The 15,586-nt window shown below is 38.7% G+C and carries 13 protein-coding genes and 1 tRNA gene; 7 read left to right on the plus strand and 7 right to left on the minus strand.

The genetic code is table 11. From position 1 onward, the window contains the following. Positions 1 to 24: 24 nt before the first annotated feature. The 3 genes from E4O01_RS11185 to E4O01_RS11195 are packed head-to-tail and all read right to left on the minus strand — an operon-like array spanning position 25 to position 5,086. Complete coding sequence (locus tag E4O01_RS11185; RefSeq protein ID WP_253692266.1) at positions 25 to 840, minus strand: Fic family protein; 816 nt, start codon at positions 838 to 840, stop codon at positions 25 to 27. After that, complete coding sequence (locus E4O01_RS11190) at positions 837 to 2,279, minus strand: type I restriction-modification system subunit M (RefSeq protein ID WP_253692267.1); 1,443 nt, start codon at positions 2,277 to 2,279, stop codon at positions 837 to 839. The genes E4O01_RS11185 and E4O01_RS11190 overlap by 4 nt, the downstream gene beginning before the upstream one ends. 2 nt (positions 2,280 to 2,281) lie before the next feature. After that, on the minus strand, positions 2,282 to 5,086 hold the full coding sequence (locus E4O01_RS11195; protein WP_253692268.1) for a type I restriction endonuclease subunit R: 2,805 nt from the start codon (positions 5,084 to 5,086) through the stop codon (positions 2,282 to 2,284). A gap of 220 nt (positions 5,087 to 5,306) precedes the next feature. Between E4O01_RS11195 and E4O01_RS11200 the strand changes: the two genes are divergently transcribed. The 7 genes from E4O01_RS11200 (at position 5,307) to E4O01_RS11230 (ending at position 9,832) form a co-directional block, all read left to right on the plus strand. Continuing rightward, positions 5,307 to 5,765, plus strand: a complete 459-nt coding sequence (locus tag E4O01_RS11200; protein ID WP_253692269.1) for a GNAT family N-acetyltransferase — start codon at positions 5,307 to 5,309, stop codon at positions 5,763 to 5,765. A gap of 53 nt (positions 5,766 to 5,818) precedes the next feature. After that, positions 5,819 to 6,076 carry a type II toxin-antitoxin system HicA family toxin gene (locus tag E4O01_RS11205; RefSeq protein WP_253692270.1) on the plus strand — a complete coding sequence of 86 codons (258 nt, stop codon included), beginning with the start codon at positions 5,819 to 5,821 and terminating at the stop codon, positions 6,074 to 6,076. Beyond that, positions 6,073 to 6,423, plus strand: a complete 351-nt coding sequence (locus E4O01_RS11210; protein ID WP_253692271.1) for a type II toxin-antitoxin system HicB family antitoxin — start codon at positions 6,073 to 6,075, stop codon at positions 6,421 to 6,423. Before E4O01_RS11205 ends, E4O01_RS11210 begins: the two co-directional genes overlap by 4 nt. 55 nt (positions 6,424 to 6,478) lie before the next feature. Continuing rightward, complete coding sequence (hflX, locus tag E4O01_RS11215; protein WP_253692273.1) at positions 6,479 to 7,654, plus strand: GTPase HflX; 1,176 nt, start codon at positions 6,479 to 6,481, stop codon at positions 7,652 to 7,654. 66 nt (positions 7,655 to 7,720) lie between these two features. Further along, positions 7,721 to 7,793 (plus strand) — tRNA-Ala (locus E4O01_RS11220). Between the two features lie 53 nt (positions 7,794 to 7,846). Next, positions 7,847 to 9,556: a hypothetical protein gene (locus E4O01_RS11225; protein ID WP_253692274.1), complete on the plus strand. Its 1,710-nt coding sequence runs from the start codon at positions 7,847 to 7,849 to the stop codon at positions 9,554 to 9,556. 3 nt (positions 9,557 to 9,559) lie between these two features. After that, a complete protein-coding gene (locus E4O01_RS11230; RefSeq protein WP_253692275.1) occupies positions 9,560 to 9,832 on the plus strand; it encodes a glutaredoxin domain-containing protein in 273 nt (90 codons plus the stop codon). 115 nt (positions 9,833 to 9,947) lie between these two features. Here the strand turns inward: E4O01_RS11230 and E4O01_RS11235 are convergent, their stop codons facing one another. The 4 genes from E4O01_RS11235 to E4O01_RS11250 all read right to left on the minus strand — a co-directional run bounded on the left by E4O01_RS11235 (position 9,948) and on the right by E4O01_RS11250 (position 15,515). Beyond that, positions 9,948 to 11,120, minus strand: coding sequence for a peptidoglycan DD-metalloendopeptidase family protein (locus E4O01_RS11235; RefSeq protein WP_253692276.1), 1,173 nt, complete (start codon positions 11,118 to 11,120; stop codon positions 9,948 to 9,950). A gap of 108 nt (positions 11,121 to 11,228) precedes the next feature. Further along, the gene (locus E4O01_RS11240; RefSeq protein WP_253692277.1) at positions 11,229 to 12,248 is read right to left on the minus strand and encodes an ornithine cyclodeaminase; all 1,020 of its coding nucleotides are present in this window, start codon (positions 12,246 to 12,248) and stop codon (positions 11,229 to 11,231) included. An 86-nt stretch (positions 12,249 to 12,334) separates the two neighbouring features. Further along, positions 12,335 to 13,726 (minus strand): alanine/glycine:cation symporter family protein, encoded by a 1,392-nt coding sequence (locus E4O01_RS11245; RefSeq protein ID WP_253692278.1) that lies wholly within the window; start codon positions 13,724 to 13,726, stop codon positions 12,335 to 12,337. Between the two features lie 172 nt (positions 13,727 to 13,898). Beyond that, positions 13,899 to 15,515, minus strand: coding sequence for a peptide ABC transporter substrate-binding protein (locus E4O01_RS11250; protein ID WP_253692279.1), 1,617 nt, complete (start codon positions 15,513 to 15,515; stop codon positions 13,899 to 13,901). Between the last annotated feature and the right edge of the window lie 71 nt (positions 15,516 to 15,586).

Here is a 15,586-nt window from a genome sequence, read left to right on the forward strand (position 1 = left end):
ATAATCTCCCTGTAACAGCCATTATCAGCTGCCGCTCATTTCAAGCGAGGTTTTATATTCTTCTATCTGCTCTCTCAAATTCCGTATATGGTGCGAAAACATAAAATGTAAGAACTCCGCAGGATCATCTTTGTCTTGTGAAAAAGCGAGGCTGTGAATATATTCCGCTCTGTTTTCTTTTTTGATTATTGCAGGAACTAGTCCCGCTTCATATTGGATAAAATTCATTAAGAGCCGGCTCATCCGTCCATTCCCGTCGGCCCAAGGATGAATGTAAACAAGTTTATAATGAGCGCGAAAGCTAAAAGCGTATTGGGCTTCTATATCTTTTTCTGCAATGCTTTTTCTTTCCGAATTGAGCCAACTGCAAAATTCTTCCAGTTTTTGTGGAAGCTTCTGCCACGCCATATAGCTTTTTCCGCCTCGCCCCGCACTGACATTTACCAATCTGAGCTCTCCTTTTGCAGAAGAAAATGTTCCGCCGATTGTATTGTACACAGTGCCGGTATTTTTCATTACGAGAGCTGAAAGTTCACAAAGGATTTCCGGTGTGATCTGCGTATGCTGTTTTGCAAGTTCAAAACTTCTTTCATACGCGGTTTTTAAGTCAAGGTTCATAAGCTGTTCATGAATCGGTTTATTTGCACTTATTCCTTCGTCAAAGAGAAGCTGATTTTCAATTTCCGTAACGGTAGAACCTTCTATTGCTGTTGAATGTGTGATAATCGAATATAAATAGAATTTATCATAATCAAGCTGCTGAGAAATTTGCAGCTTGTTGTATTCGTTTATAACTTCTGAAAGTTTATTAAAGTTTTGTTCTTTGTTCCGATTTATCATTCTTCAATTCCTTCAATCAGTTTGGAAAGTTCGGCAACCGCTGCGGCAATGTTTGCGCTTTTGGTTTGAATTGTCTGCATAAGTTCGGCAAGGGAACAATCTACTGTATCGGAACCGTCTTTTATCCAAGAAATATCCAGACCGGTTTTATCCCGTGCAAGCAGTTCATCGACATGATATTTACGCCATCTGCCGTTCGGATTTTCGGGCGACCATGTTTCTTTGCGGTCTTCAAAATGTCCTGCGCAGTAGCAGTTTACAAAGTCTTCAAGATCGGAACGTTTAAGCGGTTTCGTTGCAAGAGTGTGTTTAATCCCTGTACGGTAATCGTAATACCATGTCTCTTGTGTCGGGCTTCCTTTTTCAAAGAAAAGTACATTTGCTTTTACGCCGTTTGCGTAGAAAATACCGGTCGGCAAACGAAGAATCGTATGAAGATTAAAATCTTTTAGAAGTTTTTTGCGGAGAATTTCTCCGGCACCGTCTGCAAAAAGCACATTATCGGGGAGAACGATTCCGGCTCTTCCGCCGTCTTTCAACATGACCATCATGTGCTGTAAAAAATTTAACTGGTTGTTGCTTGTCGTTACAATCAAATCGGAACGCATGGTCGAAATATCGACGCTTCCTGCAGGCCGAGCACCGAAAGGCGGATTTGCAAGAATTACATCTACAAGATGTTCGGGTTCGTGTTCCAAACTATCTTCACATTTAATCGGCGTGGTGTCCGCTCCAATGTCATGAAGATAAAGGTTCATAGAAGCCAACGTTACGACAAGAGGCGTAATGTCATTTCCCCTAAGAGCCTTAGTTTGTAAGAAATCCACTTTACTCTGTTCGTCGCTTTGTTTGCGCATATAGTCATAGGCAGCGAGCAAGAATCCTCCGGTTCCGCACGCCGGGTCGGCAACGGTTTCCGTAATTTTCGGCTGAACAACATCAACCATAGCATTAATCAAGGGGCGCGGAGTAAAGTACTGCCCTGCTCCGGATTTTTTATCCTGTCCGTTTTTTTCAAGAATACTTTCGTAAATTGCACCTTTTAGATCTCCGTCCATACTGAACCAGTTTTCTTCATCAATCATTCCGATCAGTTTTTTAAGAAGAGCCGGTTTTGTAATCTTATTTTGTGCTTCCGTAAAAATTGCGCCGATAAGTCCGTCAGTTGCCTGTAAAATTTCCAGAATCTTTTCATATTTTGCAAGTTGATCAGGTCCGTCCAGTTGAACAATATCTTTCCACTTACTTCCGTCAGGAAGTGTGCTGCCTAAACCGTATGATTCTTTTTCAAAATCCATTTTTAGAAATAAGAGATATGTCAGCTGAATAATATAATCCGTAAATCCGACGCCGGCTGCTGCAAGAACATCCGCCATGTTCCAAACTTTTTTCGTAAGCGCCTGTTCCGGTTTTGCCTGTGTTGCTTCTTTTTTTGCCATTTTTATGCTGCCTTTCCGTAGAATAAGTATTTTGAGATTGTCTGCATTTCCGCGTTTAGTTTGTCGGCTCCGAAGATTGGAATGGCTTTTACGAACAAATCATGTTTTGCATTGTTTAATTCAATGTTCGTGATACAACCGTTTTGTACGATGTATTCTGCAATCTGCCGCACGATTTCAATTTGTTCCGGCGTAAATTTACGCCAAGCCTGTCCGCAATAAAGGTTGAAATAGCTGCCGAATCGTCTTTTAAGGGACACAAGTTCATCATCCAACTTATATCCGTATCTTACCAGTTGAATAAGATTGGTAAAAACGCCCAGCTCCGTTTCTCTGTTTAAAGGTTTTACTTTTCCGCTTTCTCCATCCAGCGTTTGATAGCACGTCCACAAGAATTCCGGCTTGAACTGGCTATTATACGCAATAAGTTTCTTTTCCAAATCTTTAAGCATCGTATACGTGATGGCGATTTTTTCCTGATTATAAAGAATTCTTAATGCTTCAATTTCATCTTTATTGTCATCAAGATAGGTTTCAAATGTAACGATATATTCTTTTGCTTGTTCTTTTGAAAATCCTGTATAAATTAACGAGTCCTGTTTTTCAAGGGCAATTTTAATAAATCCGGCATTGATTTCCAAAAGTTTTTTGCGGGCTTTTACATTGTTTATGATAGGGGAAATCAAAATCTTTCTTTCCGTATTCGGCTCATTAATATCTTTGTAGAGGGGTAAAATGCAAGACGCGGCTGCGATTGATTCAAAAATATTTACAGCCAATTGTTTTACGGTAATAGAGCCGAGTAAGTCATTAAGTTCGATAATATCTTCCGATTCGGCTTTTTTATTTACGCGTGAAAGATAGCCTGCTAAAAGTTCCAAATTATTATCGGATAATTCTCCGTGTGCAAGATGTTCAAGAAGGTCTTTGAGCGGTAAGACTTTTTTTATATCGTCGTTTCCGCCCGGAGTCGGCATTGATTTTTCGTGTTCTGTTACGCCGACAGCATCCACAAGATAGTAAAAGTCTTTTGAGGTCGCATTTGAGGTTACATTTCTTAGTTTATCGTCGGCAAATGTTCTGCATCCGCGTCCTTTCATCTGAGTGTAGAGAACTTCGGAATGTATATCGCGCATAAAAACAAGAATTTCCAAAGGTCTGATATCGGTGCCTGTTGCAACAAGCGTAACGGTAATTGCAATCCGAAAATCTTTATCATTTCTAAAATCGCTGATCAGTTGATTTGAATTTCCGGATTTACACGTAATCAACTGGGCATAATGTTCGGGGATTTCTCCGTTAGGAAATTCGTTTTTGAAAACCTTTTTGATTGCTTTCAATATGTCTTCTGCATGGCTTTCTGTTTTTGCAAAGAAAAGCGTTTTGGGAATCATAGTCCAATCTTTTTTTCTGTCCGGATACAGAGACTCATAGATGGAATCTTTATATGCTTGAACAATCGTTTCGATTTGTGCCGGAATCACGACACTTCTATCTATATCCGTTTTGGTGAATTGCCGGTCTTCATGCTGCTTTTGAGTTTTTCTTTTACCGCTCCAGTTGGAAACTTTTTTGATTTTTTCACCGTCTTTAATGGTGCCGCCGCTTTCCGAGATTTCGGTTTTAATTCTATACACACGCGGAGGAACATTAACACCATCGGCAATAGATTTTTCCAAAGTGTAATTTACTACTCGGTTTTTATTAAAAAACGCTTCAGCTTCCGGTGTCGGAGTTGCCGTCAGTCCGATGATTTTTGCATTATTAAAATAAGTAAGAACCTGCCGCCAATCTCCGTAAATCGAACGATGACATTCATCAATTATAATTACGTCAAAGAAATCCGGCGGTAAAAGTATGTTTCCTGTAAACTGAATCCGTTTCCCCGGTGCGTTTTCATCATTATCCGTTTCTTCGTTATCGCCGGCATCATTTATTTCTTGCCCCGTGAGCACTGCAAAAAGCCGTTGAATCGTTGAAATGACGACACTTGCATTTCCCATTTTTTCAACGCTTTTAAGACGATGAACAATGTATTCATCGGAAAAAGGATTACCGGTTTCCGTAAGTTTATATGTTCCGAACTCGCCTTCGGCTTGCTTCCCAAGATTGTTACGGTCGACAAGGAAAAGAACCCGCTTTGCAGATGTATAATTCAAAAGACGATATGCTGCGGTACAAGCAGTAAATGTTTTTCCGGCACCCGTAGCTAAAACGATAAGAGCCTTTTTTAATCCCTGCTTAAATGAAAGTTCCAGCTTCGTGATTGCTTCAAATTGACATTCTCTTAAACCTTTTGACCCTACAGACGGGACGGAAGGAAGTTTTGCATATTCCGAATCAATGTCGCTGCCCGCCAATTTAACAATATCTTTCGGGGAGAGCATTTTTTTAAGAACTTTATAACTCGGTTTTTCGTCGTGCATATCCTTAAAGAGCAAAGTCTCACCGTTTGAAAGAAAAATAAACGGAAGCGGAGTTTTCCATGCCCGTATCCAATCGGGCAGAATATTTCCGTAATTTTGTGCTTGTTCTGCAACTTCAAGACCTAAATTATTCTCTTTTCTTTTTGCTTCAAGAACCCCTATAGCCTTTCCGTCAAGATAAAGAATGTAATCAGCTTCTTTATTACCTTTTAAGATATTTTCACGGACGGCTTGCGCATTTATCGCTTCGGGAACAAACTCATCCCGGTTGACTACCGTCCAGCCGGCATCTTCAAGATATGCATCTATATAAACACGCGCTTTTTGCTCAGGCAATAGGCCGTCATATCTGAAATTATGATTGTTCTTATATTCCGTCATAAATATATCCTAATGTTCTCATATCCCAAAACTATAGGAACAATTATAACACTATTTTAGGTATTTTAATAGTACCTTATAATGGTTAAAGGCAGCCGCTGAATGGCCGCTGCATCTTTTAGCTTCGGGGATGTTTTAAAAGTTTGTTACTTTTTCACCATCCTTTGCTAGACTTGAATTGCACTTTAAGGTAATATACCGGTAGAAATAGGAGCCGTTTATGATAAACATTATAAAAATAGAAAACAAAGACGAAAAAGCAAAAATTGTCGAAGAAGTTTTGACGGATTTACCGGAATGGTTCGGCTTGCCTGAAAGCACAAAAGAATATATCAATGATTCAAAAGAATTGTATTTATGGGCAGCAAAAGAAAATGATGAAATTATCGGGTTTATAACATTAACCGAATCAAGCCCAGATTGTGCTGATGTGCATTGCATGGGAGTAAAAAAAATACATCACAATAAGGGAATCGGCACATTATTATTTAATGAGCTGAAAAAATTTGCTTCAACTAAATATGATTATATACAGGTAAAAACGGTAGATGAAGGTCATTATAAAGAATATGACCAAACAATAGCCTTTTACAAAAAGCAAGGATTTAAAAAATTAGAAGTTTTTCCCACACTCTGGGATGAGTGGAATCCTTGCTTGGTGATGATCCAAAAATTATAAAAATGCAACTGTCTGATAGTTGCATTTTTATAAAAAAAACAATATAATAAGATATGAGCAAGGATGAAAAACTTATAAAAAGGTTAAAATCCAAACCAAAGGATTTTACATATACTGAGCTTAAAAAATTGTTAAAGGCATTGGGCTACGCAGAAACACAGAGCGGAAGAACATCAGGTTCGAGAGTTGCATTTATTAATTCGTCTGACGGACATATTATCCGCCTTCATAAGCCTCATCCAAATAATGAATTGAAACAATACCAAATTGAGCAGATTATTGCCGAATTAGAGTTAAGGGGGATACTATGAAAGACTTTTTAGAATATAAAGATTATTTAGGATCGGTACATTTTAATGCTGATGATGAAATATTTTATGGAAAAATAGAATGTATTGATGATTTAATATCATTTGAAGGCAATACCGTAAATGAGTTAAAAACAGCCTTTATTGAAGCAGTTGAGGATTATATTGAACTATGCAAAGAGGCAGGAAAACCGGCTGAAAAATCATATAAAGGAAGTTTTAATATAAGAATTTCTCCTGCAATCCACAAAAAGGCTAAAAGACAAGCTATTATGCAAGGAATATCATTAAACCAATTTATTCAGCAGGCTGTTGAACAGGCAGTAACATACAATACTCGGCAAATTTAATTTATTATAATTTTGATAAAGTCGATTATTGATAATTTACAAGGAGCTTCACCGCATGTATAGAACTGATAACGAAATAAAAAAGGCCTTACTTATTTTTACCGATATATTTTCAGGACAGGCCTCAAACTCTTATATAAGCCGCTCCTCCTTACAGGAAAAGAGTGCTGAGGCTCTAAAAGAAATAGAAGAAAAGGAGCTAAAAAGCCTCGTTAAAACCATATTTTTGGAGCCCTTATCATCCCTCCGTTTTAAGATAGCAAAAGAAAACCCGGCTACCCTTGTAGGCTCGGGGCAGCTTGAAAAAATTGCCCAAGCTATCGAAGATGAAGGTGCCGATCTTGTTGTCTTTAACAGTGCTATAAGCCCCCGCATTCAGCGAAACCTTGAAGCAGCCCTCAACACCTGCGTTATCGACCGCTCCGAGGTAATTATCCAAATATTTGCAGACAGGGCTCAAACAAGGGAAGCCGTCTTGCAGGCAGACCTTGCCCGTTTGGAGTACTCTATGCCCCGCCTTGCCAGACGCTGGACCGGCTTAGCCCAGCAGCGGGGAGGTGCAAAGGGAACAAGAGGAGCTTCCAGAGGTGCCGGCGAAAAAAAGCTGGAGCTTGACAGAAGAACCTTAAAAACCGAAATTGCCAGGCTAAAAAAAGAGGTAGAAAGGGTCAGACTTCAAAGAAAGGAACAGAGGAAGACCCGCTTACAGGGAGACAAAAAAATAGGGGCGATTGTAGGCTACACAAACGCCGGAAAATCCTCCCTTTTAAAAAAACTTTCGGGAACCGAAATTTTTACCGAAGATAAACTCTTTGCCACCCTCGATGCCGAAACCAGAAAAGTTTTTTTACAAACAGGTGAAAAAAATATTCAGGTTCTATTAACCGATACCGTAGGCTTTGTAAGTAATCTGCCCCATCAACTGATTGACGCCTTCCGTTCAACTCTGGAAGAAGCATCCCTTGCAGATTTTTTAATAATAGTCTGCGATGCCTCCCATCCTGCGATGACGGAATGCCTTGAAGTTACAAGGCAGGTCTTGGATGAACTTTCATGTAAGGAAAAGCCGGTCATAATTGCAATAAACAAAATAGATGAAGTCTTTGATGAAGGTGAAATTTTAAGATTAAAGGAGCGATACCCTGAAGCTGTCGAAATTTCGGTTAAAACAGGGAAGGGGCTTGAAGATTTGAAGACGAGATTGGCCGATATAATTATTTTTAATAAATAGTCAGATAATCATTGAAATACACTTGACATAATATTAGATTTATTGATATAATCGACTCATATTCATGGGGATATAGCTCAATTGGTAGAGCGCTTGCATGGCATGCAAGAGGTCAGGGGTTCAATTCCCCTTATCTCCAATGCTAAAAGTTGGTACATTCCTAACTTATTGATTTGATAAGGCGGCTAATCAGTGGATTCGACAACTGAAATAGATCTTGACGAGCTTCTCAAAGATGTAGTAATGCCTTCCGGCAATGCGGCACAATCGCCGCCAACCCCCGGAGGATTTGACCTTGGTGTAAACCAGTCAACTCCTTTTCCTAACATAAAAAGCGGCGGGTTAAGCAAGGAGACTATGCTGTCTATGGCTCCTGAGGCCAGAGGCGAAGCAAAACGGGATCCGAGTGAACCCGATCTTACACTAACCCATTTTGAAAATGTTGAAAAGTTTTTTTCCGATACCCCCCATACTTTATTTGATACTGCAGAATTTTACAAAATAGTTTTAAAAGGCGAAGGCGAAAATGCCCAACGTCTCCATGCATCTCTGACAAAATTTTTGACGGCTACAGACCCCAAAGACCGAAGCGTATTCCGGCAGCAGGTCGAATCATCCTATTGGAATCTTGTTTCCGACATGGTTATGAAAATCGCCTCCGGTAAGTCTTCAAAAGAAAAGCAATATGCAGTCAGATACGGTCTTGTTCTCCCCACTCTTTTGACCACAGCACAAAAAGATATGTTCTCAAAGATCATCGACGAGAACAAATATTGTGAAGCCGTATACTATTTGGATGAATGGTTTAGGGAAATAGGAATAGGCAAAATCAATCCTTCCGCAACCGACGAAGTTAAAATTTCAAAAAGAGACGATAATTCGAGATTTAATCAACTTTTAGAAAAAGCAAAAGGAAAACTTCAAACAGCCGACAACCTGCTTCGCGCAAAATCGGAAGAAATAAGCCGCTCTGAAGACTCGATAAAGCAGCAAATAGACAGTATGTTTTCCCATGATATGCTTGCCAATTTCTCCAATGTTAAATCGCCTTATACGGAATCACAAAAACAGCAGATATTACAAATAAACGAAAGATTAAAGAAACTCCTCAATTTCGATAAAGAACTGCAAAGCTGTATTTCCGATTATAAAGAAGCAGATGCAGATGTACGCAGTTTGAGAGAAAAGGCTGATGCTTCAGGCGGTATTACAACAAATATGTCAGGGGCAGAGGGCGAATTTGATACGGTAAAACAGATGGCCAAAATGACATGCGGACGAAAAGGCAATCACTTTCCTATCCTGTCCCGTGAATATTTTAGAAGTTCCTCAAAAGAATTGGGCACCCGCGAAAATGTCCTGCGGGAAATGAAATGGCTTGAAGACATAGATGTTCAAGCTTATTGCCGTCAATATAAAAATCAATTAAACCGCATACCTCCATTTGTTATCTTAGTACCCACTTATGGAGATATAGGTTTTTGCTGGGAACCCTTTGACAGATATAACCGTGTAACCAGCCGAGGAAGAATCGTCATCCCAATGTATCCTAAAAGCTTAAGAGTGTCTCTTTTGATGGCAACAGCAGATTTACGCTGGCAGGTTGCAAAAGAAAAAGCCTCATACTATTGGATGGAAGAAGGCTTGACGGGAAACTACTATCAATGGTTCCAAAATCAAAAATTAAAAGGCGATATAAAAGAATATTTTATACAGGATTATATAACTTGGATGATAAAAGAAAGCGAAGGCATCCAAAAATTAGACAAAGAAGTTAGGGAAGTATTTTGGCGGTACATGCCCTTTGCCGATTCAATTAAGGCAAAACTTAGAGACAGGGCCTTGGTATATCAAGAGCTTTGTCAACGAGATATAAACCGCCAGATGTCGGATGGATATTAAGATATGAAAAAACAACTTTTTTTATTTGGTAGTAAGTTGTGCCCCGATTGCGGGCCTGCAAAGGAATATTTAGAAAGAAAAGGAGTAAAATTCCGTTATTTTGACATTACCGAAGATTTAGGTTATCTAAAGTTTTTGTTAAAATATCGGGATGAACGGGCTGAATTCGATCAGCTCAAAAAGGAGGGGAAAATCGGCATTCCGTGCTTGATGGTTGGAGATGGCGAAGAGTTTGTGTTCGACATTGAAAGAGCTGATCTGTCAAAATGGTCATAACTCAATCAACCATCTTGCCCAAAATCAGGTAGTAAAGCCGGTTTGTATTTAGGCTCAGCCTAAGTACACCTAGCAGGACGTGAGAAGACACGCCCTGCTTTTTTTTGCCGCACCGTCATTTTAATACTGTCAAAGGGTTAATTAGTTTTCCGTTTTTATATATTGAAAAATGCACATGAGGCCCCGTAGAGCGTCCTGTATTTCCTACTGTTCCTATTACGGCACCCTGATTTAAGATCTGCCCTCGTTTTACTTTTATAGTGTGCATATGTCCGTACATTGACTGATAGCCGCCTGAATGCGTAACAATGACGTAATTCCCATAGATTGCGGAGTAACCAGTATAAGATACTTTCCCGTCAAGAGTGAGCTTAATCGGTGTTCCGGTAGGTGAAGCTATATCTATGCCTGTGTGAAAACTCTTTCTTCCGGTAAAAGGGTCCCTCCTATAACCGAAAGGTGAAGTCAGCCTTCCATTTATCGGGTAAATAAAAAGTTCACCCAAAGCTTTTCTAAGCTCAAAAGTGCTCATTGTTGCTCCGGGTATAAAAAGTTTTTGCCCTATGTTTATACTCTGATTTTCAAGATCGTTTGCATCCAATACCGCGTTAATAGAAAGATTAAATTTTTGAGCTATTGAGCTTAAAGAATCGCCCTTTACGGCGGTATAAATAATTCCGTCAATGGACGGAATAACCAATTTTTGCCCTATCTTTAATTTTTTTACACTGCTTATTCCGTTTACCGAAAGCAGGGTTCCCGGATTTTTAAGACCGAATTTTTGGATAAGGCCGCTTACTGTATCACCTTTAGAAACCATGTATTCTTCAAAATCAACAGCAGTAATAAAGTCAGGAACATCTGCAGGGGAAAAAGAATTTTTTTCTCCAGCATCCGTTTGAGCGGCATAGTTCTCCCCTTTCGAAATATCGGCAGAAGGCATAACATATTGGCGCATTGCATTTATTGAAGAAGGCTCATCCCAGAACGATATAGGTTTTATTGACGAAAAACCCCAATTTAACTTTAAAATTGGAAAATAAAAAAATATAACCCCAAGAATCAGCATCGTTAAAAGACTTAAGAAAATAAAAGACTCCTCTCTGGAGCTGAGTCCGGTCTTTTTCGCAGTCTCCGGCTTTACCGATGAACCGAATAAAATTTTTTGCGGGTTAATAGCGGAATAGAGTCTGACAGTTTCTATATGAGAAAAAGCAATTTTTCTTCTTTTTTCTTGTCTATATTTATTTTTATGATGCACTGCATCCGAATACGTTATGATATCCATATTCAGTATATCGGCATAAAAAAATATGATTTTAGACCAAATTAAATAAGAAAAGGGCTTAAAACTTATAAAAGTCTTAAGCCCTTTGTTAAAATCTATGAGAAAAGACTATCTCAAAAGACCATACAAATTTTTCGGATTTTCTAAAACAGGAACGAGTTCTTGGGGAACACCGACATTCTCATCTTTTGCAATATCATACATCAACCTGAGCATTGAAAAGTCTTCAAGGGCAAACCCAACGGAGTCAAAAATAGTAATTTCATCCGGCTTGCGGTTTATTGGTTTACCTGTTTTGATTACATTCCAAATTTCGGTAACCTTAAAGCTTTCGTCCATGTGCTGAATTTCACCTTCAATTCGGCTTTGAGGTTCAAATTCTACATAAACATCGCCCATAGATAGAACTTTTGAGTCAAGCTCAGTTTTACCCGGGCAGTCGCCTCCTACACCATTTATGTGCATACCCGGCTCAACCATATCGGGAGTAATGATAATAGCATTTTTTTTATCGGCTGTAACAGTAGTGATAATATCCACTCCCTTACAAGCCTCTTTTGTACTGCTGCATTTAATTAGCTTTAACCCCTTTACGTCTTTAAGGTTATCCATAAGCTTATCGGTAGCAGCAGGATCGACATCATAGCAATAAATTTCTTCTAAACCCAAAATATGATGGAATCCAAGAGCCTGAAATTCACTTTGGCATCCGTTTCCTATCAAAGCCATTTTTTTGGGATTAGGTTTTGCTAGATATTTTGCAGCCATTACAGATGTTGCAGCAGTTCTAACAGCGGTTGTCAAAGTCAACTCGCTTAGAAGAAGCGGAAACCCTGTACAAACTTCGGCTAAAACGCCTATAGCCATGACCGTTAAAAAGTTATGTTTAGGATTTTCAGGATGTCCGTTTACATATTTAAAAGAATAGGTTTTGGAATCTCCTATGGGCATGAGCTCAATAACTCCGATAGGACTGTGATGAGCCATTCTTGGAACTTTATCAAAATCGTTCCATCTTTTATAATCTTCTTCCAAATACGGAACAAGTCTTTCAATAACCTTTTCGGCACCTACAGATTTAAGATACTTTGCCATTGTAGGCAAATCAATATACTTCGTTTTCAACATATTAACCTCCTCAATGTTGATTCTACAGTAATGATACACGCTTTTTTTGATTTTGTCTATACAACATATATAATCTCCAGCTCAAATTATTTTTTCTGCCCCGGATTATATTTTTTATTTTTAAAAAAATCTTCAGCAAGTTCTTTGACTTCTTTGTTAAGCCATATAATTCCTACCATGTTTGGAATAACAACGAGGGCAAGGGTTATATCGAGTATAAAGCCTGCATGTTCAAATTTTATAAAAGCTGCCGCAGCAATCATTAAAGTAGCAATGAATCTAACTAATTTTCCTATAAATGTTCCAAAACAATATTCCGCACATTTTTCACAATAGTAAACAATTACCAAAATAGTAGATAAAACAAATAAGAAAAGCGAAATAGATATGATAACAGAACCGGTAAACCCAAAGGAAAGATTAAAAGCTCTTTCTACGGCAATACTTGAAAATTCGCTTTGTTTCCATATTCCTGTTGTTAATACAACTAATGCAGACATTGTACAAACAAGAAGGGTGTCCACAAGCACTTCAAAAACACCCCACATACCCTGTCTACAAGGATGGTCGGTAATTGCCGTTGAATGTGCGTAAGGGGCAGACCCCATACCGGCTTCGTTGGAATAAACTCCGCGGGCAACACCCTTTTGAATAGCCAATAAAATTCCGCCTCCTATACTTCCTCCTGCAATTGCAGCAGGATTAAAGGCTCCGATAAAAATCATCTTAAATGCCGACGGAACATTTTTAATGTTTATCAAAATAATTATCAAAGAACATACTGTATATAACAGAGCCATAAACGGAACAAGGTATTCCGTTACCTTGCTTATACGTTTGATACCGCCGTATACAACCAATCCTACAAGCACAAAAATAAATCCGATAGCAACATAGCGGGTTGCAGCAATATCGGTATTAAAAAAACTCTCTCCCAGCTTTTCGATGGGGCCTACAGCAGACAATGTTTGCAATGTAATTGAAGGTAATATTTCAAGCATAAAGAAAAAGGATACACAAAATCCTAAAACCTTACCTATTTTTCCTCCTATTCCTTTTTTTAAGTAGTATGCAGGACCGCCCACATACTCTTGTAAGGCATTTTGTTCGCGGTATTTAATGCCGAGAACAATTTCCGCAAACTTTGTAGCCTGCCCTAAAATAGCTGTTACCCACATCCAAAAAACGGCACCCGGGCCTGCTGCAAAGATAATAGTAGGAACTACAACAATATTGGCAGCTCCTATCGATGATGCCAAAGCAGCCGTTGCCGCTTGAAATGGAGTTACGGTACCTGTTCCTTCTCCTTTGGTAAATATCTTACCAAATGTTTGCTTCAAGATAAATCCCAAATATTTAAACTGGAAAAACCCCAAACGCAAAGTAATCAAAAAACCTCCGCCGACAAGTAGAATTAATAGCGGCGGCCCCCAAAGCCAATCTGCAAAGCTGCTAAGACTTTCAATTAAAGTATTCATACTATACCTCCTACAAAATATTGAATTATCATTAACAATAATTATAACACAATGTTTTATAAAAATCGATAATAAAAACTTAGGAGTCAAATAAAACAGGTTAAAAATAAACCGCTTACAAGATAACATCTTGTAAGCGGTTTTCTATTTTAGAAAAAGCATTTTAATTGTCTTATTCAACAAAGGCGTACTTTAGATTATAGGTACCCGGATAAAACTGTTTAACTCCTTTTAATCTTTTTTGCATAAAGATATTATAGGTCTGGTTTGCATAGGGAGCAATTCCGCATTCGTCGGCCAATAAAATCATTTCCGCTTTTTTAAAACATTCCAACTGTTCGTTAAAATCGGAGCTTTTCTTTGCCTTTTGAACCAAGTCTGTATACTCCTTATTTTCCCAGCCTATCGGAACAATTTTGTTGCCGGGTAAAAAAAGATCCAGATATCTTGCCGGCGTATCAATGCCGCCTCCCCAGGATTTAAAACCAACCTGATAGTCCAAGCTCTTATTCCGTTTTTTAAAGACCGTTCCCTCAATTTTATCAAGCTCTACATTTACTCCAAGTACGCTTGAAAGACGATTTTGTAAATATTCGTCAAACTTGGAACTTTCGTGTGATGGGAACATTATAGAAATCGTTATTTTTGACGGGTCATCCCCAAGTCCGAGCTCTTTTAAGCCTTCAATAAAATGAGATTTAGGATCAGATACTTTTTTTATCAATTCCTGAATCGGCTCACCTGCAAGACTGCGGTAATTTTTACCTTCAAGCTCGGTTGCAATCGAAACAAAGCCGTAGGCCGGTTTATAAATATCGTCAAACAAGTCCGTGCAAATTTCTTTGCGGTCAAGACTTGCCGAAAGAGCTTGACGAATTTTTTTGTTTGAAAATAGCTTATCCTTTTGATTCATAAAAATATATTGAACTCGGCTGTCAACTCCGTGTATTTCGGCAAAGCGGTTTTCTTTTTTTAGCTTGTTTATCCAGCTTATGGAATAAGCATTTGCAATATCGATGCTTCCGTTTAAAAGTTCGCCTAAGGCGGCATTTTCTTCATTTATTATTTTAAATGTAAGAGCATCTATTTTTACCCTTTCGGCATTCCAAAATTTATCGTTTTTAACGAGCTCAATCTTGCTGTTATGTACCCAAGTTTTTATCTTAAAGGCCCCGCTGCAAATTATTTTTTCGGCCTCACTTCCATAGGATAATCCGAATTGGTTTATAATATCTTCCCTCTGGGGAGGAATTTTTGCAGCAAATTCATGAAGATTTTTTATGGGATTTTCAGTTATAATTTGAAGAGTTTTTTCGTCAAGGACCTTGATGCCTATTTCGGAATAATCCAGTTTTCCTTTTAAAATGGCTTGGGCATTTTTGATATAGTCGTAGTACATTGCCATGGGAGAGGCAGATTCGGCATTGATGATACGGCGAATACTGTACACAAAGTCTTCAGCCCTTATCTTTACGCCGTCAGACCAATAGGCCTCACGCAATTTAAAAGTCCATTCGGTATAATCGGCATTATGAGTCCAAGACTCGGCAAGGGCCGGAAGAACCTTTCTTTCCCCATTATCTTCGGTTAAGATATCGGTAAGGTTTTCGTTTATATAGTCCAGCACTATAAAAGAATACCTATCCGAAGCCTTTGCAGCATCCAAAATACTCGGTTCTGCACCCAATGAGGCCGTAACAACTTTGGGCCCATCAATTTTTTTATTGCCTCCGCAGGCAAAAAAAAGCAGCACGAATGCTGCAAGAAAAATAATTTTTATAGTCTTCATTTAAACCTCGGCTTGCACTATAGCAAATTTTAGATGATTTTTCCAGCGGGTAAAAATAGAGCAGCAAGAAG

The sequence above is a fragment of the Treponema sp. OMZ 790 genome, from assembly GCF_024181285.1.
Classification (GTDB): Bacteria; Spirochaetota; Spirochaetia; order Treponematales; family Treponemataceae; genus Treponema_B.

Bases quoted from the DNA above. Each gene is read 5' to 3' on its own strand.
- E4O01_RS11185 (WP_253692266.1), bottom strand. From the start codon at position 840: ATGATAAATCGGAACAAAGAACAAAACTTTAATAAACTTTCAGAAGTT.
- E4O01_RS11190 (WP_253692267.1), bottom strand. From the start codon at position 2,279: ATGGCAAAAAAAGAAGCAACACAGGCAAAACCGGAACAGGCGCTTACG.
- E4O01_RS11195 (WP_253692268.1), bottom strand. From the start codon at position 5,086: ATGACGGAATATAAGAACAATCATAATTTCAGATATGACGGCCTATTG.
- E4O01_RS11200 (WP_253692269.1), top strand. From the start codon at position 5,307: ATGATAAACATTATAAAAATAGAAAACAAAGACGAAAAAGCAAAAATT.
- E4O01_RS11205 (WP_253692270.1), top strand. From the start codon at position 5,819: ATGAGCAAGGATGAAAAACTTATAAAAAGGTTAAAATCCAAACCAAAG.
- E4O01_RS11210 (WP_253692271.1), top strand. From the start codon at position 6,073: ATGAAAGACTTTTTAGAATATAAAGATTATTTAGGATCGGTACATTTT.
- hflX (WP_253692273.1), top strand. From the start codon at position 6,479: ATGTATAGAACTGATAACGAAATAAAAAAGGCCTTACTTATTTTTACC.
- E4O01_RS11230 (WP_253692275.1), top strand. From the start codon at position 9,560: ATGAAAAAACAACTTTTTTTATTTGGTAGTAAGTTGTGCCCCGATTGC.
- E4O01_RS11235 (WP_253692276.1), bottom strand. From the start codon at position 11,120: ATGGATATCATAACGTATTCGGATGCAGTGCATCATAAAAATAAATAT.
- E4O01_RS11240 (WP_253692277.1), bottom strand. From the start codon at position 12,248: ATGTTGAAAACGAAGTATATTGATTTGCCTACAATGGCAAAGTATCTT.
- E4O01_RS11245 (WP_253692278.1), bottom strand. From the start codon at position 13,726: ATGAATACTTTAATTGAAAGTCTTAGCAGCTTTGCAGATTGGCTTTGG.
- E4O01_RS11250 (WP_253692279.1), bottom strand. From the start codon at position 15,515: ATGAAGACTATAAAAATTATTTTTCTTGCAGCATTCGTGCTGCTTTTT.